Annotated in this window: 15 protein-coding genes and 1 pseudogene; 9 read left to right on the top strand and 7 right to left on the bottom strand. The window is 60.5% G+C overall.

Annotated elements, in window-relative coordinates:
• Positions 1-16 precede the first annotated feature (16 nt).
• Positions 17-283, bottom strand: coding sequence for an ArsR family transcriptional regulator (locus F3H13_RS10010; RefSeq protein ID WP_149798888.1), 267 nt, complete (start codon positions 281-283; stop codon positions 17-19).
• A 241-nt stretch (positions 284-524) separates the two neighbouring features.
• Here F3H13_RS10010 and F3H13_RS16360 point away from each other — a divergent pair, with 241 nt between their 5' ends.
• Both F3H13_RS16360 and F3H13_RS10000 read left to right on the top strand, forming a co-directional pair.
• Positions 525-926, top strand: coding sequence for a hypothetical protein (locus F3H13_RS16360; protein WP_223174405.1), 402 nt, complete (start codon positions 525-527; stop codon positions 924-926).
• Positions 927-1,025: 99 nt separating this feature from the next.
• A complete protein-coding gene (locus F3H13_RS10000) occupies positions 1,026-2,069 on the top strand; it encodes a tyrosine-type recombinase/integrase (protein WP_149798887.1) in 1,044 nt (347 codons plus the stop codon).
• Between the two features lie 811 nt (positions 2,070-2,880).
• On the opposite strand, the gene F3H13_RS09995 is transcribed toward F3H13_RS10000, so the two are convergent.
• A complete protein-coding gene (locus F3H13_RS09995) occupies positions 2,881-3,939 on the bottom strand; it encodes a PAS domain-containing sensor histidine kinase (protein ID WP_149798886.1) in 1,059 nt (352 codons plus the stop codon).
• A 358-nt stretch (positions 3,940-4,297) separates the two neighbouring features.
• Between F3H13_RS09995 and F3H13_RS16730 the strand changes: the two genes are divergently transcribed.
• Together F3H13_RS16730 and F3H13_RS09985 are read left to right on the top strand one after the other, a co-directional pair.
• Positions 4,298-4,516, top strand: a complete 219-nt coding sequence (locus tag F3H13_RS16730) for a DUF7511 domain-containing protein (RefSeq protein WP_149798885.1) — start codon at positions 4,298-4,300, stop codon at positions 4,514-4,516.
• Positions 4,517-4,874: 358 nt separating this feature from the next.
• On the top strand, positions 4,875-5,573 hold the full coding sequence (locus tag F3H13_RS09985; RefSeq protein WP_223174404.1) for a hypothetical protein: 699 nt from the start codon (positions 4,875-4,877) through the stop codon (positions 5,571-5,573).
• Here the strand turns inward: F3H13_RS09985 and F3H13_RS09980 are convergent.
• Entirely contained in the window at positions 5,552-5,887 is a 336-nt protein-coding gene (locus F3H13_RS09980) for a hypothetical protein (protein WP_149798884.1), read from the bottom strand. The genes F3H13_RS09985 and F3H13_RS09980 overlap by 22 nt on opposite strands.
• An 861-nt stretch (positions 5,888-6,748) precedes the next feature.
• On the opposite strand from F3H13_RS09980, the gene ppk1 reads away from it, so the two are divergent.
• Positions 6,749-9,130, top strand: a complete 2,382-nt coding sequence (ppk1, locus tag F3H13_RS09970; protein WP_149798882.1) for a polyphosphate kinase 1 — start codon at positions 6,749-6,751, stop codon at positions 9,128-9,130.
• A gap of 49 nt (positions 9,131-9,179) precedes the next feature.
• Here the strand turns inward: ppk1 and F3H13_RS09965 are convergent, their stop codons facing one another.
• Positions 9,180-9,863 (bottom strand): metallophosphoesterase family protein, encoded by a 684-nt coding sequence (locus F3H13_RS09965; RefSeq protein WP_149798881.1) that lies wholly within the window; start codon positions 9,861-9,863, stop codon positions 9,180-9,182.
• Between the two features lie 300 nt (positions 9,864-10,163).
• Positions 10,164-11,123 (bottom strand): annotated as a pseudogene (locus F3H13_RS09960) (RNA-guided endonuclease InsQ/TnpB family protein); the annotation flags it as partial.
• On the opposite strand from F3H13_RS09960, the gene tnpA reads away from it, so the two are divergent.
• Complete coding sequence (tnpA, locus tag F3H13_RS09955; RefSeq protein ID WP_149798880.1) at positions 11,074-11,505, top strand: IS200/IS605 family transposase; 432 nt, start codon at positions 11,074-11,076, stop codon at positions 11,503-11,505. The pseudogene F3H13_RS09960 and the gene tnpA overlap by 50 nt on opposite strands.
• A 170-nt stretch (positions 11,506-11,675) precedes the next feature.
• Here the strand turns inward: tnpA and F3H13_RS09950 are convergent, their stop codons facing one another.
• Together F3H13_RS09950 and F3H13_RS09945 are read right to left on the bottom strand one after the other, a co-directional pair.
• Entirely contained in the window at positions 11,676-12,086 is a 411-nt protein-coding gene (locus F3H13_RS09950) for a type IV pilin (protein WP_149798895.1), read from the bottom strand.
• 323 nt (positions 12,087-12,409) lie between these two features.
• Complete coding sequence (locus F3H13_RS09945; protein WP_149798879.1) at positions 12,410-12,856, bottom strand: type IV pilin; 447 nt, start codon at positions 12,854-12,856, stop codon at positions 12,410-12,412.
• 203 nt (positions 12,857-13,059) lie between these two features.
• On the opposite strand from F3H13_RS09945, the gene F3H13_RS09940 reads away from it, so the two are divergent.
• The 3 genes from F3H13_RS09940 (at position 13,060) to F3H13_RS09930 (ending at position 17,234) form a co-directional block, all read left to right on the top strand.
• Positions 13,060-13,836 carry a hypothetical protein gene (locus F3H13_RS09940; RefSeq protein WP_149798878.1) on the top strand — a complete coding sequence of 259 codons (777 nt, stop codon included), beginning with the start codon at positions 13,060-13,062 and terminating at the stop codon, positions 13,834-13,836.
• A 721-nt stretch (positions 13,837-14,557) separates the two neighbouring features.
• Entirely contained in the window at positions 14,558-15,184 is a 627-nt protein-coding gene (gene rdfA / locus F3H13_RS09935; RefSeq protein WP_149798877.1) for a rod-determining factor RdfA, read from the top strand.
• A gap of 106 nt (positions 15,185-15,290) precedes the next feature.
• A complete protein-coding gene (locus tag F3H13_RS09930) occupies positions 15,291-17,234 on the top strand; it encodes an archaea-specific SMC-related protein (RefSeq protein ID WP_149798876.1) in 1,944 nt (647 codons plus the stop codon).
• Positions 17,235-17,528 lie beyond the last annotated feature (294 nt).

The following is a 17,528-nucleotide window of genomic DNA, read 5'->3' as shown; positions in this document are numbered from 1 at the left end:
AGCGACGTGACCCACCTCACTCGTCTCCGAGGTCGCTAGCGTCGAGTTCGCCAGCGAGGTAGGCGCGACCACGATTAGTGATCCGAGTGTATCCCTGTGGATCGGTGTAGCGTTCCACGAGTCCTGCGTCCTCAAGCTTTGGAAGACGTCGATCGATCGTGGGGCGCGATACATTGTCGACGTTGAACGCGATCGCCCGTGGGGGAATCGCTATCCCACACTCATCGAGAAGTTCTAGGATAGCATCATCGGACTTAGTCATCCAACTCACCACGGGCCTCATGACCTGAGAATACCGTTAGACAGGTCTTAGTTGTGTGGTAATAGCCAGTATTTGATTGAAAGCTCATTTAGTACTGATAGAGAACAGCATCAAAATTAAGTACCCTGTATACGTGTGTGCCTGATACGGAAGTACTGTCGCGGACCCGTCATGCCTCGATGGGCCCCACTGTTCGCAAAAGCGGACCCCGCTGCTGGGACAGCGGGTCCGCGTGGGCTTCCGTGTCTAGGCCACGAAAGCCATGTTCGACCACTACGCGCCGGGGTTTGAAATCCCCGATCGACCGAGGAACCGCAACACAATCGTCGGAGGCGACTACTTTCAGTTTCACCGCCCGCGTCTGGATCTTCTCTTTTTAACACCGTCTCTTCGGTCAGAGTCGATGCCTCCGAAAGAAGTTGTGCGGATCGAAGACCGGCAGGATAGGTGGCGGTTCGTGTGCCCCCGAGGCCACCGCTCGTGGGAGCCGACGAATCACCATTTCTGGTGTCAGAAGTGCGCCGCGAGCGACGACTACGACGGCGTCTTTCAGACTCTCCGCGATCGCAAGACTGGCGCCGAGTTGACCCGTGATCGGGTGCGGCTCGTGACGACGGTGGGCCCCTACGACCGAGATCTCGACGGTGAGGAGGGATCCGCGTGAGTGACGAGAGCGGACACGCCCGCCGGATCGCCGAGCAGCTCGCGATGTACGACGATGAGGACGGCGAGAACGACGAGACGGGAGATCTGGAGGAATCCGATGAGTGACGAGTTAGAACCGATCCCGCCCGAGCGAGCGGTCGAGATGCACCTCGACCGGATGAAAGAGGACCGCGCCGAGTGGACCCAGACGACCCACCAGAGCGAACTTCGGCCGTTCGTCGAGTGGTGTCGCGAAGAGGGTTCGATCGACAATCTGAACGAACTCTCCGGTCGGGACCTGTACGAATACCGGATTTGGCGCCGGGAGGGAGGGTATAGCAACAGCAAGGTCGACGAACTCGCCAAGAAGACGCTTCACTCGAACCTCTCGACGTTGCGGTCGTTCCTCAAGTTCTGTGGGGAGATCGAAGCGGTCCCATCAGATCTGTACGAGAAGGTGCCGCTCGTGAAGCTCACCCGCGAGGACGAAGTGAGCGACTCGTACCTTCGACCGGAGCGAGCAGCGGACATCGTCGAGTACCTCTCTCGGTACGAGTACGCGAGCCGCGACCACGTCGTCTGGGCGTTGATTTGGCACACGGGCGCGCGTCTCGGTGCGGTCCGGTCGCTGGATCTCCAGGATCTCGACTTGGAGGGCAACAAGCCCTCGATCGAGTTCGTTCACCGGCCGGAGACCGGAACCCCGCTCAAGAACGACGCCGCGAGCGAGCGGGTCAACCGTGTCAGCCGCCGAGTCGCACAGATTTTACAGGACTACATCGACGGTCCGCGGACGGACGCCGTCGACGACCACGGCCGGAACCCGCTCGTGACTACCGACGCGGGCCGGATCGCGGCCGGGACCATCCGGAAGGCATTCTACCGATGGACTCGCCCGTGCTTCATCGGGAAGGAGTGCCCGCACGACGAGGATCCGGAGTCGTGTAAATTCGCGACGTTCCGGCACGTGAGCGGGTGTCCGTCTGCTCGGTCGCCGCACGATGCCCGCAAGGCGCGGGTGACCAAGTATCGGAACGACGGCGTCCCTCGGGGCGTCGTTTCGGACCAGCTCAACGCGAGCGAGGACGTTCTCGACAAGCACTACGACCGCGCTTCGGAGCGCGAGAAGGCAGACCGCCGCTGGCGGATTATACAACAATGAGTGTCATACAAATTCAAGCCGATTACAGCGGGATAATTACGGGACTCAAGTCCCGTCGTGCCCGCCTCTTCATGTGCCGTTCCACAATTAATGCTAATTCTTCCGTAGAGGCTTGTTAAATCACAAAAAGAGACAAATCTATTCCTTCCGAACCCGATCCTGAAATCGGATTCAATAGATGTCCACACGCCGGACCCGTAGATGAACCCCGTCCGCAAGGCCAGCGAGACGTGGAACGGGGGTTGTCGGGATGAGCCCGTTCGTCCACGGTAACCGGCTGTACGACCTGACAAAGGGGCCGTGCGTCTGTACGCCCGTGACGCTGCTTGACTCCGCTGGGAACGCTACGCCGAACAGGGCCGGTCAGCGGGAACGAGCAGTCCGACAGAAACAGTGAGCGCCTACTGTGCCTCAACCTTTTCGCGGGCCTCGAGAGATTCTCGGACCGTTCGGATCGGGAGATCGCGCCGCCCACTTGGCTCCCCGCTGCGAACTCGAATCGCACCTCAGAGACGGATTCGAAGGCGGAATTACCGACAGGTGAGATCTCCAAGTGAAACACATCACTTTCGGCTCAATAGACATTTGTTCTGCTCCGTATGTCTGCGTGTGGGCTTGCGATTATCGAGGTGATTTACAGGTACGGTCGCTCCGGTTGTTTTCGTGAACCCCTCCGTTTCGTCTCCGGACACGTCGCCTCCGACAGAGCTCGGCTCGATATCCAATAGAGTGAATTAGGGATGTATTCGTGCTGACTGAGCTTCGTAGGACAACTCCTGCCGAGACGTACGCGCCGTCGCGAACGACGAACTCAATCGGTCGTCGTCGAATCCGGGAGCTGCTTCGGCGGCAACAGTAAGCAGACGGCGTTTCCCCCGGAATCCCGCGATTCGAACAACACCTCTCCGCCGAGTGATTCGACGCACCACTTCATCACAAAAAGGCCGATCCCGGAGCCGTGGGACGTGCTCGTGGTGACGGTCGGCGAGAACAGCGCGGCGATCTCCTCGGGCGGGATTGGCGAATTCGCATCTTCGATGCGGATCTCCGCGCGACCGGTGTTGGGCGACGGGCCGACCGTTATCTCGACGACCGGCGCCTCGTCGTCGCTGTGGACGATCGCGTTCTCGACGGCGTGTGCGAGCGCGTACTCGAACGCGTCGTTGACGTCGATCCACATCGGTTTCCGTTCGCTGATCCGGATGTCCGCGTCAGGGTGTTCGGCACCCATTCGGTCTGCGACGTCCCGCACGGCGCTCGCGGCGGAAACCCGGACGACGTTCGTCTGCGAGTCGGTCACCGCGTGTTCGATCTGTTTCACGGACGTCGCGATGTTACCGAGCTTCTCGCCTCTGGACCGAATAGTCGAGATGATCTCCTCGGACGGTTCGCTCTCGGTGCCTTTCATTACCTGCTCCGCGCATCCGATGATGATCGCGGCCTCGTTCCGGAGGTTGTGCCGGAGGACGCGCCAGAACAGCTCCGCCCGATGATGGGCGTCGTAGTGACGTGTGATATCTCGTACCTCGACGTGGACACAGCGGTCCGCCGTCGGGCGCTGTCGCGAAATGAACACCTGAATCCAAATGAGTTCGCCGTCCGCTCGTTTGGCTCGCCATACGAACTGCTGCGGGCTTCCGTTGGCGGCCTTGGAGAGTCGATTGTGGAACTCGGACTCGGTGTGCGGGTAGGTGTTCGCCGTGTATTCCGCCACTGAGAGCTCACGTAGTTGGTCCGAACTGTAACCGAGGATTTCCTCCAGTCGCGCATTCGCGTCGATAACAGCCCCGGAGGCGGCGTCATAGATCGCCACACCGGTGTGGAGCGTATCGAGTACCGGAGACAACGTCCCGCATTCTGGCGAGGACATACAGCAGGGGATTTCATTGAGACACGGTTTTCATTGCTATGAGTGATATATATCGCTCCATACGAGATTAGTGGCCGAACGGGCGTTCTCTGATCAGGAGCGAATCGAATTTGCACCAAACCGACTATGACATGGTCGCCCATCTCCCGAGTCCCGTCCGGGGCCGCGCCATGGCCGAATTATTTTAATCTAGAAACTGCGAATTAAATGTTGGAGAGGACTCGTCTTCGCCGGGCGAAAACGGGTACAACGGACCGGTCACGACGAGTATATATCCCACCGGTTGGCTTCTGACGCGTCCGTTCACCTATTATAAGCGTTCAAGCGCAGGCCGCCGAATGGCCCGATCGAGTAACAGATGACAACGGACACCAACCGGAGGCCGAGGAACGACGAGGCGACCGGACGGAGATCAGCGACTCCCGCGTACACCGGTCTGGTACATCAGGTCGACAGGCGGTCGTCGGGTCCCGATCGGGTCACGGTGTTCCCAGCTGAGGCGACCGATGACGAGCGGCTGTCAGCGTGGGTGACGGTGGACGTCGACTCCGTCGTCAAGCCCGAATGCTTCCGATAACCGCCCGGGTGTACCACGACCGCGGCGGGCGAGACGGTCGGGAGGCCCGACGCTGCCGGTCCCCGTCGAATCCGAAGCCCCGGTCGACGCGGACTCAGATGTTTCGCCCGCCGCCGATTCGGACGCCTCTCCCAGTAAAGAACGAATCCGAGGTGATCCGTCGGTGGGCATGAAACGACGGGAGCTTCTCAACACGGCACTGGACCGAGTCGCGCTCGGGGCCGGCGTTTCCTCGGTCGTCGAACTGTCCGATCTGCGGTCTGTGGCGCTGTCTCTTTCTGCGAGCGAGCCGACGCGGCCGACACCCATCGACGGGAGAGATTCGGTCGCTCGGGAATGGACCGCGGACGGCTACGCCATGACGTATGAGTGGACGGACCGGTCCGGGCGTGAGTGGCGTCTGGAGTTTCCAATCGAACGGTCCGCGTACAGAGAAGCGGCCGACGAGGCGCACGGATACCTGAGCGGCTTCGAAGCGGCCAAGGCGAGCGCTCACGCCGAGCGGCTCACGGAGGCGCTCGTCGACGCGAGCGCGACGGGCAGGGGTGCTCGGCGATCGCTTCCCGAGTCGGCCCGTCTCGAAGCAGCGATCGGGCTCGTCCACTCGCTCGAATACGTGACGGACGCGGAATCGACGGGAGCGCCGGACTACATCCGAACCGTCGAGGAGACGCTCGTCGACGGCTGCGGTGACTGCGAGGACCTCACGTATCTGCTGGTCGGGATGCTTTCGCAGCCGGCGTTCGGTTACCGGACCGCGATGGTGATCCTCCCCGATCACATGCTCGCGGGCGTTCACAGGGACGACCTCCCGGCGGCGTACGCCGACGCACCGACGCTCCCGGGAGGGACGTACGTCGCGATAGAGTGCGCCACGTCTCGCCCGGTCGGCGACTTCCAAGACGAGCCCGTGCTAGCGGTGTACGGGGACGGCGTCGAGTACATCGACCGGTCGGCGATCGCTGACACAGGCGGGGAATTCTTCCGAGACCCGGCGCAGTTTCAGACGATCGCCGACGCGTCGGCGAGGCAGCCTCACGCGCCGGTGATCGACTGACAGTCTGCTTCGAGTTGAACGTCCGGCGTCCCGTCTTGAGCATTCTCCACGTAGATCTCGACACCGGCCTCGTTCGAGCTGTCGCAGGGAAGTGCCCGCTGCTCGAAGCCCGGCCAGTCGCGTTCGAACCTAGTTCCGTCGACGGTCACAGCGATCGTTTCGGGGTCGGTCGACGCCGGAAACGTCGCATCCTCGTCGGCCTCGTTACTGTCTGAGAGCTGGTATTCCCGCTCGAAAAGGACGTCGCTATTCGCATTCGTAACCGTGACCGTAACGCGGTGGGTCTCTTCACGGTCACCGAGGTACGTGCTCACCCAATGTGGGTCGGATTCCCCGTTGCGTTGATCCGAGGACGAACCCAGATCCGCACAGCCGCTGAGGGGAGTAAGCACCGCACTCGTGCCCGCCAGAAGTGCGCGTCGGCCGGTGGGGGGCATTGTGTTCTGGCCTTCTGTATCGTTTTCTAAAACTGTTACTATTATCTAGACGGGGTGATCTCATTAGGGTCATCAGAACCGAATATCGTACTCTGCGGCACGATACACGGATCGTATCTCGCATGGCGATCATGCCAGCAAAATTATTTAAATGTGATATATAATGCTCTATTGATATTATATATTGGTATGTAGCAGTATAAATCGGGCTTCTTGTAGTTAGCGTACCACCCGTTACTCATGGAATCCGCCGTGCTCCTCAGGTGCCCGATTTGTAACGCCGTTCGCGCACTCGAAGGCCGACGAAATGAGTACTCAAAACAGGACCTGTACTCTCACGTGAACACCCATCTACGTGGTCACGATCTCAATGAACCCAAGATGGGGATTCGAAAGTACGGGATAGTTTCTGACGCAACTGAAATTGTCCTTCCCTCAGAGACTCATCAGCAACTTCCGATCGAAGAGTGGACGGAACGCGACGATACGTGGCTTCCGGACGGTACTCCGTCCGGTGACGAGGGGTCTCCGTCGGCACCTGAATCCTCTGTCGAAGTCTCGTCTCTCTGACCCGATGCCGAAGAGTAACCGACTACAATCGGGTGGACCCGAAAGGCGAGTATCGCTCTCCCATTTGGAAGGGACCTTTCCCACTGAGTCAGCGATAGCAGGACAATCCCGATTTCGTAGGCCCAGGAGTCGGCTCACAGCATCGACTTGCTCCATGCGGGTGGTTCTGTGACCGAGAGAGACCTCACGGACCCAGAGTACTACCTCAACAGAGAACTGTCCGAGCTGGCGTTTCAGGAGCGAGTTCTCCGAGAGGGAACAGACGATCGGAATCCGCCGCTCGAACGGCTCCGATTTCTCGCGTTCTTTACGAAGAACACTGACGAGTTCTTCATGAAGCGCGTTGGTGGGCTCAAACAGCAGATCGATGCCGGTGTGACGAAGACGACGCCGGACGGGCGGACAGCAAAAGAGCAGTGGGTCGAGGTACTCGACACCGCACGCCCGCTCTTTGCGCAGCAGTCGGAATACTGGCAGTCCGTTCTCAAACCGACACTCGCCGACGAAGGGATCGAGATCTGTACCCCTGAAGAGTTATCCGAAGGGGATCAAGAACAGCTACGGACGCACTTCGAAGAGTCTATCCTGCCGACGCTGACGCCGCTCGCGTTCGATCCCGCTCACCCGTTCCCGTTCATTTCCAATCTCTCGCTTTCGCTCGCTGTTCTCTCGTCGGACGAGAGCGACGAGCCGACATTCACCCGGATCAAGATTCCGCCGAATCAACCTCGCTTCATCAGCGTTTCCGACGAGGCCGACAGGTACGTTCTCATCGAAGACCTCATCGAATGTAATCTCGATCTGTTACTCCCCGATCTCGACATCCGTGACGTATCGAAGTTCAAGGTGACCCGGAACGCCGAAGTGCGGCGCAACGAGGAAGTCGCCGAAGACCTCGTCGATATGGTCGAGGAGGTTATCGAACAGCGACGCTTCGCAACGGTGGTTCGGCTGGAGGTCGACGCCGATATGCCCGACGGGTCGCTGGCGATTCTCAAAGATCAGCTCGGGGTAGACGACCGAGAGGTGTTCCACCGCGAGGGACCGATCGACTTCGAGGACTGTTTTGAGCTCATCGATATCAATCGTCCCGATCTCAAGTCTCCGGCGTGGTCACCCAAGCCCCACCCGCGACTGGGCTCGCTAGCAAGTGACACCGGAGACGAAATGAGAAGTATCTTCGATGAGATTAAAAACGGAGATATCCTCGCGCATCACCCGTATCACTCGTTCGAGGGAACGGTTCAGCGGTTCCTTAACGCGGCTGCGACTGATCCCGACGTGCTCGCCGTGAAGGCGGCCATCTACCGAACGGCGAGCGACTCGAAAGTCATTCAGAGCCTCATCAACGCCGCCGAAAACGGCAAGCAGGTCGCGGTGATGGTCGAACTCAAGGCTCGGTTCGACGAGAAGAACAACCTGGAATGGGTTCGGCAACTCGAAGAGGAGGGCATCCACGTCGCGTACGGGACCGTTGGGTTGAAGACCCACACGAAGACGGCGCTCGTCGTGCGCCAAGAGGACGACGGCGTTCAGCTCTACTCGCACGTCGGCACCGGCAACTATCACTCCGGGACCGCGAAAGGGTATTCCGACTTGGGGTTGTTGACGGCCGATCGGGACATCGGGTTCGATCTCACGAAGGTGTTCAACTTCTTTACCGGACCGACGCTCGACGATCGCTTTCGGAAGCTCCTGATCGCGCCCGTGACGATGCGCGAGCGGTTCACGGAGATGGTCAAACGGGAGGCCGAGCACGCTCGTGCCGGTCGCCGGGCACGGATCGTAGTCAAAATAAACGGGCTCGAGGACCCATCGATGGTCGAGGAGCTCTATCGCGCTTCGACGGCCGGCGTCGAAATCGATCTGATCGTCCGAGATATCTGCCGGCTCCGTCCCGGTATCGAAGGACTGAGCGAGAATATCACCGTCCACTCGATCGTCGGCCGATTCCTCGAACACGCTCGGATATTCTATTTCGAGAACGGAGGCAGTCCCGAGTGGTACATCGGGTCCGCCGATTGGATGACCCGGAATCTGGATTATCGAGTCGAAGCGGTCACGCCGGTCGAAGACACGCAACTGCGCGAACAGCTCCGTTTCATTTTGGAAGCGTCGCTAACGGATAACCGCCGTCGATGGGTGATGCAGAGTGACGGAACCTACGAGCCGGTCTCCTCCGACGACGACCCGGTTCGAGACATCCAAGAGCTACTGATGGCAGCTACGGAAGCGGCACTCGACCACGGCTACGGTCCGGGAATGGTCGTCGATACGGATCTGATCGAGGAGGCGCTTCTCGTTGAGGAGGTCACGGAAACCGAGACAGCCGCTAGACCCGAGGAGTCGGACGAAGCCCCTCCAGATGCCGACGAAAAACAGGCCCACTCGGACGGGGGAGACGTGTCCGTGTTCGAGGCGTACCCGGATCGCTGGTACCGCCCCGACAGTGAGACGTACGAGTGGGCCGTTCGGACGGCCGCGGGCGAACGACGATACTTCAAAACGCGTGACGGAGCACGGAACCGCCTTCAGACCGAGTACGAGTGATTCCGGTCAGCACACCGTCTGTCACCCCGCTCCCGTTCACCGGTGTCGCTCAGGCCGGATCGACGATTTTCGAGTTGGCACGTTCTTGATGCGTCTTCGCCTCTACGGTGCGGAATTCGTCGTTCCGATAGTCGTACGCTGTAAGCGTTCCGCCGTAGACGCAGCCGGTATCGAGACCGACGGCGTGTTCGCGCTCTACCGGGCGGTCATGAACGGTGTGACCGAAGAAGACGCGGTAAGGTCCGTCGTAGTCGTCGTACCAAAACGGTCCATCATACCCGTCACCGTGCGGGGAACGCATCGTCAACAGCTCTTCGGCGGTGTGGTCTGCCAGCGACCGCTGCGGGTCGACACCACCGTGGACGACGAGCGCGTTGTCGAACGAAATCGCGACTGGAAGTGATTCGAAATACTCGCGGTCACCGTCGCGGAGCCAGTCCGGATTCTTGTCGCCACGTACGACCTTCTGCTCGTTGTTTCCCCGGACGCTGACGAGACGCGGATCCTCACGGACGAGATCGATAACACCAGGACTGTCCGGCCCTTTTCGCACGAGGTCACCGACGAAGACGACAAGATCGTCGTCCGCTAATTCGAGCTCTGCGAGGAGCTGTTCGAGAATGTTTGGGCTTCCATGGACATCCCCGACAATGTAGATCTCCCCGTGGCTGTCGGTTTCGAACCGTTCGTGTCGCGTCTCGACATCGTTACTGAACTGAGGTTTCGTGTTCATGTGGTAAAGTCCAGAGCCGAAGCAGTTTGCCCGAGGGTCGGGTTCGAACGGAGGTAGTACGCTCCCGAATTAATCAGTTTGTAATAGTGGACTATACTGCTATGTAGTTCTTGGTGGCGAAGCGCGCCCTTCCGTGCTGTTTAGCACCGTCACTAACCTAGTGGGGGGCGTTCTCCCGTGTCGATGTGTTGATCTCCGCGGTCGGCCCTGTGACGACGAGGGGCATTTCGTACCCGCTATCGTAGCGCAATTCCCGACGTGTGAACCGCCTCGGGGTCAAGCCCCGAGGCTTCCCGTGGGTTAGTCGGACACTCCCATCCGACCATCGGCCTGATAGCCTCGGGCGGTCGGGTGGGTCACGGTCGGGGCGTCCACAGCCCCCGATGCCTGCCGTCGCACCTTCCGAACAACGGGAAGGCTGTTGAGAGCAGGCACATTCCAATCAAGTTTCTTCACGCCTTTCACGGCGATGTTAACGCTTGCACCACGGTCGCTGTGGTCTTGATGCCCGCACGACCGACACTTGAACCGCTTCTTGTGGCGGTTCGCACGTTCCGTATGTCCGCACATCGGACACCGTTGGCTCGTGTACGCCGGGTCAATCCACGCAGTCGGGATACCCTCGAACGACGCCTTGTACGACGTATAGAACTGGAGGGCGCGGAACGGGAGGTGGTGCAAGCGTCGGTTCATCCGCGTGCCGTAGTCGATACTGTCGCGCATCTCTTTGAGGTCTTCAAAGACGATGCACGGCTTCTCGAACTGACGGCTCCACTCCACGATGTGACGGCTCACTTTGTGAAGGCGGTCGCGGACGAACCGTTCTTCGCGTCCTTCCAACGTGTCGTGGATGCTGTCCTTCCCCGCGTTCTGGACGCGCTTCCGCATCGTGAAGTAGCGGTGGCGCTCGAACTTGATTTCGGGGAAGTCGATAACCAACGTATCCTCAACGCCATCCTCGGAAAGTGCGGTGAGGGCCACGTTGTCTTCGTTCACGTCCACGCCGACGACCGTTCGTGAGTCCTGCTTGTCTCGAACGGTCTGCTCGGTGTTGGTGACGTTGACGTGCAACTCGGGGTTGTCGTTGTGGAATAGGGCTTCAGCCGTCCCAATCTTCCACTCGTCGCTTTCGAGTGCGGTCTGGAGAATGTCGAGGGTGGCGTCACTCCCTTTGAGGACGCCCTTGACGTGGTTATACGGCTTCGCGCTGATGCGGAACTCCACGTTACCGTCGTCGGTGAGCGACAGGTTGTACCCCTCCTACCACACCGTGTACAACGTCAACTACCACTTCGTGTGGTGTCCGAAATACCGTCACGCGATTCTCGAACCAATCGAGGACTCGTTAGAAGCGAGTTTCCGCTACGTATGCGACGAGTACGACTACGAGATACTATCGTTGCACATCTCGCCCGACCACGTACATCTGTTCCTCTCAGCCCACCCGAAGCACGCACCGAGCGAGATTGCACGGACGGTCCAGAGCATCACGGCGCGGGAGATGTGGGAACAGCACGAGTCGTACTTGGAGGAGTACCTGTGGGGCGGTGGGTTCTGGGAACAATCGTACTACATCGGAACGGCGGGTCAGGTATCCAGCGAGACGATTGAACAGTATATCGAACGTACAGAACACGTTTGAATGTCGGCTTCACCCTCGGGGTCAAGCCCCGAGGCACTCGCCTTGCTTATCTGTAGATGCTCACGGCTCGACGAATTGAACTGCGACGGTTCAGCGGCTCTCGACCGAGTACTCGCGCGAGGAATCGGATAAGAACAGAAGCCGCGAGAGGCGAGAGACGGGCTACGCGATCAGAAGTCCCACGTATCCGAGAAGATCGCGTTTCCACTCGGTTCGTGGATTATCCGGACTTCGGCTTCGCCACTGTCCCAAGCGCCATCACCGTCAATCACCCGTTGTTCACCGGACTCCCAGGGACCACCGCCGATGGACTCGTTGACCCGAGCGCCGTCAACGGAGAGTGCGAGATCGGCTCCGTCAATTGACTGGCCGCCTGTCTTGGTGATGCTGATATTGTCTGACCCATTCTCGTCAATCGTAAAGCTCGCCTGCGGCGCGGTATCGCCCAACTGATCGCCGAGTCCGAGAACGAACGTCCCGATAACGGCCGCCAGGATGACGGTAATCGCGACCATGAGGATGACACCGATGACGGGACTCACTGCCCTGTCGTCCGCGTTGGATTGGTTGCGTGATTTCATAGTTTGAACCCAGCGGCCACCGATGAACGAGACCGCAAGACGGTCCGGCATCGTCGACGCCGGAGACGCTCCCGCACTCGTTCGGATCGGTTGCTGGCTACTGCTGCGTAGGGAGAACCCACTTATGTACTTACTGGCACGAGTATCAAGGGCGAAAATTGGCAGAAAGAGTCTCATTAGCTGACGTTTGTCGTCATCGAGCGAACTCGATCTGCCCGGAGTTGCGTGATTGCGAGGTCCCCGATTCGTGGGAGCCGCTCGTCGACGGTCTCAATCCACGCGCAAAAACGGGAACACGAGCGGTCGAGCAGTAGTTTACGACGTTAGCTGACCGTCGCCGTGTCCTCGAAGATCGCGTTTCCGCTGGGATCGTGAATAATCCTAATTTCCACTGTGTCGGAAGTGTTGAAGCCACTTCCGACTGGCCCTACTTTTGCTGTAGTTCCACTCTGCCATGGATTTGCGACGGTGGAGTTACTCGCGATAGTACCACTTCTAGTACCATCAACAGAAATCGTGAGCTGACTCGGGTCTAGGTCTTCTCCTCCGGTCTTTGTGATATTCACGTCCACTTGATCGCTATTATTCAGCGATACATCCTCAACTGTAAAGCTCGCCTGCGGCGCGGTGTCGCCCAACTGATCGCCGAGTCCGAGCACGAACGTCCCGATGACGGCCGCTAGGATGACCGTAATCGCGACCATGAGGATGACGCCGATGACGGGACTCACTGCCCTGTCGTCCGCGTTCGACTGCTTGCTTGAGTTCATAATTGAATCCAGCGGCCACCGGGGAACGGGATACCAGACGCTCAGACGTCGGCGCTGACGTCCGGAAACGAGCTTCAGGCCCGCTCGGAACGGTTGCTGGTTGATCGACTGTAGACAGTTCTTCTATATGTATCTACTGTTGCGAATATCAGTGGAAAAAATCGGACGAACAGCGTTAATTAGTTGACGTGTGGGCTGTGCGTATGGAACCCACGGCCAAAGCCCTCTCCCGGACTTACAGCGACCGCGTGTATCCGGACCCGTGGGAGAAGGTCCTCGACTATCGTCGCGTCCGCGAGTACGCGGCCGACCACCCGACCGCCGGCCGGGTTCGCGTCGGGCGAGCGCTCGATCTCCCCGCCGAGCGCGTCCGCGGGTGGCTCGACGACACCGTTCCCGATCCCGTTCGGGGAATCAATACCGCGATTGACCGCGGCTGGCTCGGCCAGGAGCCCGACAGCGAGACGGCCGCCGCGCTCGTCGAGCTGCTCGCGCACGTCCTCGCCGGCGGGAGCATCTCGGCCGGGAACTACGTCCCCGCCGTGGCGCCGGGCGAGCGAGTCCCCGCCGCGGAGATCCGCGACGCCTTCGAGCGCGTCGGCGTCGAGACGCGCACCCGACACGCCGACACACCCAACCGGGCGACCGAGATCGTCCCCACCTGTGACGGGACGGTCCTCGGACGGTGCCTCGTCGCGATGGGTGCGCCCACCGGCGCGAAGACGTCGCTCGACCGACTCCCGGCGGTCGTGTGGGACGTGCCGCGCTCGGTCCGGCGGTCGTTCGCGCGGACCTACGTCCGACACCGCGGGCTGAACTACGCCGACAAGTCGACGACGCGCGTCCAGGTGGAACGGCCGAGTTCGTTCATCGCGGAGCTCCGGGCGGTGCTCGACGACGTGCTCGACGAGCGCGTCACCACGGCCGACGCCGGGGTCACGATATCGGCGGCCGCCGCCCGCGAACTCGGCGTCGAGTAGCGTCTCCGATTCGGGTACTCCGCTTCGAGACCGTTCCGAACACCGGCGCGAGCGTCGGGTCACTCCTGACGGCGTCGTTGCGGTCGTCACCGAACTGCTCTTCGATCGCGTCGCTCAGGAGCGGGACGTTGGCGAACTCGGACGTGTCGGCGGCGAATCCACCCTGACCATCACGGTGACTTCTGGTCGAAAATCAATTGAAACAGATAAGTAGTTATTTTAGTAGTATATATTATAATTTCACTTAGCCATGACATCGAACGATCGAATATTAGTATATACACTGTTTTACATCTATTTTCTTCCAAATAAAACGAGATAAATTGGAATATTCTCTAAATATTTCCTTATAGATTTATAATAAGAATGTTTCCCCCCGACGTGGCGAATGATACGGTGAGGACTACTAGATACGCCTCAAAGCTCAAAAGAACGCTTTTAACCGGACTAATCTAGCAAGACGATATCGTCGGTGGTAGTATGTCTCTGATATATCAAATATAAATATAGTACTGTACTCTGGTAGTTTGTTCAACATCGATTGCTGAGCCGCTACGGGATCGCCGTTCCGTTCCGCGTTTGGCTCCCGGCTCTGGCCGGACTGACTCTCGAAGCGTGAAGCGGTGCGGGCGGCCCACCGACCGCGTCCGTCGCTCCCCCTCGCGACGCGGCGACGGTTCGTCCCCAGAAGACTATTCCGCTCGGTGGACGTGCCTCGGGTATGAGCGATTCAGACGAGTCGGGCGGCGACGGGAGCGGTCGGCGAACGAAGGTCGCCAGACTCATCGACGAGTACGGATTCGAGAGCCTGGGCCCCGAACTGGAGCGCCGATGGACTTCGGACGGCGACGACCGACTGAGCCTGCGTGCGCTCGCCGACTACTTCAACCAGCAGCTGCTGGCGGAGCGGATGGCGGACGCGGGGATGCAGCCGCTCGACGGTGAGATCGAGAATATCTACCGACTGCTGACGGACGACGACGTCGGTAGTGCCGACCGGACGCGGACCCGACGGCGACTCGAGCGCAACGGGGTCGACGTCGAGGGCCTCCGGAGCGACTTCGTCACCTACCAAGCGATCCGGTCGTACCTGAAGGACGACCGCGGTGCCGAACACGCCACGGACGACCGGCCGCGGACGGTCGTCGAATCGGAGCACATCCAGCGACTCCGCGGGCGGGCGACGACGGTCACAGAAGAGCGGCTAGACCAGCTGCGGAACGGCGGTCACGTTCGACTCGGGGAGTTTCGCGTCTTCGCGGAGATCAACGTGTTCTGTGAGGACTGCGGCACGCGGTACGAGATCGAGGAGCTGCTCGAACGCGGCGGGTGCGAGTGTTCGGAGTGACCGCGCCGTCGGTTTCTGCGTCGCCGACCCGTCGTTCCAGCGGCGTTGCGACCACTCGGGGGCCCGTCCTTAAGATTTATTTGTCCACCGCTGTCAACTGTTTCCAATGGAGATCGAACAGGTAGCCGATCACGATGCCATCCTTTCCGCGGAGAACATCGGGGGGATCGAAGAGACGTCGGTCTCGTTTTCGCCCGGCGTGACGGTGCTCGTCGGACGAAACGCCACGAACCGGACCTCGTTCCTCCAGGCCGTCATGGCCGCGCTCGGGAGCGAGAATGTCGCGGTCAAGGGCGACGCCGACGAGGCCGCCGTCGAACTCTCGATCGGCGACGAGACGTACACGCGGCGGTTCCGTCGACGGGGGGACGGTATCACGTCGTCGGGCGAGCCGTACCTCGACGACCCCGACCCCGCGGACCTGTTCGCGTTCCTCCTCGAATCGAACGAGGCGCGCCGGGCCGTGGCCGTCAACGCCGACCTCAGAGCGGTGATCATGCGGCCCGTCGACGTCGACGACATTCACGCGGAGATCGACAGCCTCGTCGAACGGCGGGACGCCCTCGAGTCGGAGCTCGACGAGCTCGACGCTCTCAAACAGAAGCTCCCGCCGCTGGAGGAGAAACGGCGCGACCTGCGGTCGCGGATCGAAGACAAGAAGGCGGAACTGCGCGCGAAACAGGAAGAGCTCGCAGCCGCCGACGCCACCGTCGACGAGAGCCGCGACGAGGCGTCCGAGCTCGACGAGACGCTCGAAGAGCTGGGGTCGAAACGGTCGGCGCTGGACGACGCTCGGTACGAACTCGAGACCGAACAAGAGAGTCTCGAGGCGATCACGCGCGACCAGCGCGAACTCGAGCGCGAACTGGCCGATCTCCCCGACGTTCCGGACGGGAGGATCGACGAGATCGACTCGGAGATACGGCAGCTCCGGGACGAGAAACAGCGGGTGACGAGTCGAGTGAACGAGCTTCAGGGCGTCATCGGCTTCAACGAGGAGATGCTCGACGACGCCGAGTCGGCGGCGTTCGACGGACTCGGCGACGCGGACGCCGACGACGTGACCGGGAAGCTGCTCGCGGCGGACGACGTGACCTGCTGGACGTGCGGCAGCCGCGTCGATCGGGAGCAGATCGAAGCCACGCTCGACCAGCTGCGAGACCGCAGCCAGACGGCAGTCGGCAGAGCGAAGGAACTCGAAGAGGAGATAGCCGAGCTGGAGGCGGAAAAACGCGAGTACGAGCAGTCACGGCGCGAGCGCGACCGGCTCGAAGAGCGGCTGTCCGCGATCGAACGCGAGCAGGGCGAGATTGAGGCGCGCATCGAAGACCTTCGCGACCGACGCGAGACGCTGACCGACGAGATCGAGGCGATTCAGGCCGAGGTCGAGGAGCTGGAGAACGACGACGCCAGCGCGGTGCTCGACCTCCACAAGGCGGTGAACCAGCTCGAGTACGAACTCGGAAAGCTGGAGAACGACTTCGAACGCGTCGACGGCAACGTGACGGAGATCGAAGACCGCCTCGCCGACCAAGACGAGATCGAGCGCGAGCGGGAGGCGGTCTCGGACGAGATCGAGTCGCTCCGGACGAAGATCGAGCGCATCGAGGAGGACGCGGTCGAGCAGTTCAACGCCCACATGGACAACGTGCTGGCGCTGCTCGACTACGACAACCTCGACCGGATCTGGATCGAGCGGGTCCAGCGGGACGTCCGCGAGGGGCGTCGGACGGTCACGAAGACCGTGTTCGAGCTCCACGTCATCCGCACGTCGGCGTCCGGGGCCGCCTACGAGGACACCGTCGACCACCTCTCCGAGAGCGAGCGCGAGGTGACGGGGCTCGTGTTCGCGCTCGCCGGCTACCTCGCCCACGAAGTGTACGAGGCGGTCCCGTTCGTGGTGCTCGACTCGTTGGAGGCCATCGACTCCGAGCGGATCGCGACGCTCGTCGAGTACCTCGACGACTACGCCGGCTACCTCCTCGTGGCGCTGCTTCCCGAGGACGCGGCCGCGCTCTCCGACGAGTACGAGCGCATCACCGAAATATAGCCCTGGCGCAGCCGCAGGAGGCCGCGTTCGCCCGTTCTGACGACGGATCGCCTCGAACCCTCGCTCAGCGCCCTCAACGACGCCGGCGCAGAATACCGGTCGTCCCGCAGAATAACAGTCGTACTATTGTTATTCGTACGCCGATCGAGCCAACCGCGTCCGGCGCGAATCGCGCCGCCGCGGCGTACGAGACAGAATTATTTTACAATGGCGTATACATGACATATATATTATCGTATGAGAGTACTCACGTATTGTGATTGTAGGATTAATACCCTGAAAGTAAATACCATC

It is taken from the genome of Halorubrum xinjiangense (assembly GCF_900102375.1).
Classification (GTDB): Archaea; Halobacteriota; Halobacteria; order Halobacteriales; family Haloferacaceae; genus Halorubrum; species Halorubrum xinjiangense.
Note: the sequence above shows the minus strand (reverse complement) of the source record. Positions and strands in the feature narration are given on the sequence as shown.

What these genes read in the sequence shown, in the direction of transcription:
- F3H13_RS10010 (WP_149798888.1), bottom strand. Translation starts at nt 283, where the DNA reads ATGAGGCCCGTGGTGAGTTGGATGACTAAGTCCGATGATGCTATCCTA.
- F3H13_RS16360 (WP_223174405.1), top strand. Translation starts at nt 525, where the DNA reads ATGTTCGACCACTACGCGCCGGGGTTTGAAATCCCCGATCGACCGAGG.
- F3H13_RS10000 (WP_149798887.1), top strand. Translation starts at nt 1,026, where the DNA reads ATGAGTGACGAGTTAGAACCGATCCCGCCCGAGCGAGCGGTCGAGATG.
- F3H13_RS09995 (WP_149798886.1), bottom strand. Translation starts at nt 3,939, where the DNA reads ATGTCCTCGCCAGAATGCGGGACGTTGTCTCCGGTACTCGATACGCTC.
- F3H13_RS16730 (WP_149798885.1), top strand. Translation starts at nt 4,298, where the DNA reads ATGACAACGGACACCAACCGGAGGCCGAGGAACGACGAGGCGACCGGA.
- F3H13_RS09985 (WP_223174404.1), top strand. Translation starts at nt 4,875, where the DNA reads ATGACGTATGAGTGGACGGACCGGTCCGGGCGTGAGTGGCGTCTGGAG.
- F3H13_RS09965 (WP_149798881.1), bottom strand. Translation starts at nt 9,863, where the DNA reads ATGAACACGAAACCTCAGTTCAGTAACGATGTCGAGACGCGACACGAA.
- tnpA (WP_149798880.1), top strand. Translation starts at nt 11,074, where the DNA reads ATGCGGAACTCCACGTTACCGTCGTCGGTGAGCGACAGGTTGTACCCC.
- F3H13_RS09950 (WP_149798895.1), bottom strand. Translation starts at nt 12,086, where the DNA reads ATGAAATCACGCAACCAATCCAACGCGGACGACAGGGCAGTGAGTCCC.
- F3H13_RS09945 (WP_149798879.1), bottom strand. Translation starts at nt 12,856, where the DNA reads ATGAACTCAAGCAAGCAGTCGAACGCGGACGACAGGGCAGTGAGTCCC.
- F3H13_RS09940 (WP_149798878.1), top strand. Translation starts at nt 13,060, where the DNA reads ATGGAACCCACGGCCAAAGCCCTCTCCCGGACTTACAGCGACCGCGTG.
- rdfA (WP_149798877.1), top strand. Translation starts at nt 14,558, where the DNA reads ATGAGCGATTCAGACGAGTCGGGCGGCGACGGGAGCGGTCGGCGAACG.
- F3H13_RS09930 (WP_149798876.1), top strand. Translation starts at nt 15,291, where the DNA reads ATGGAGATCGAACAGGTAGCCGATCACGATGCCATCCTTTCCGCGGAG.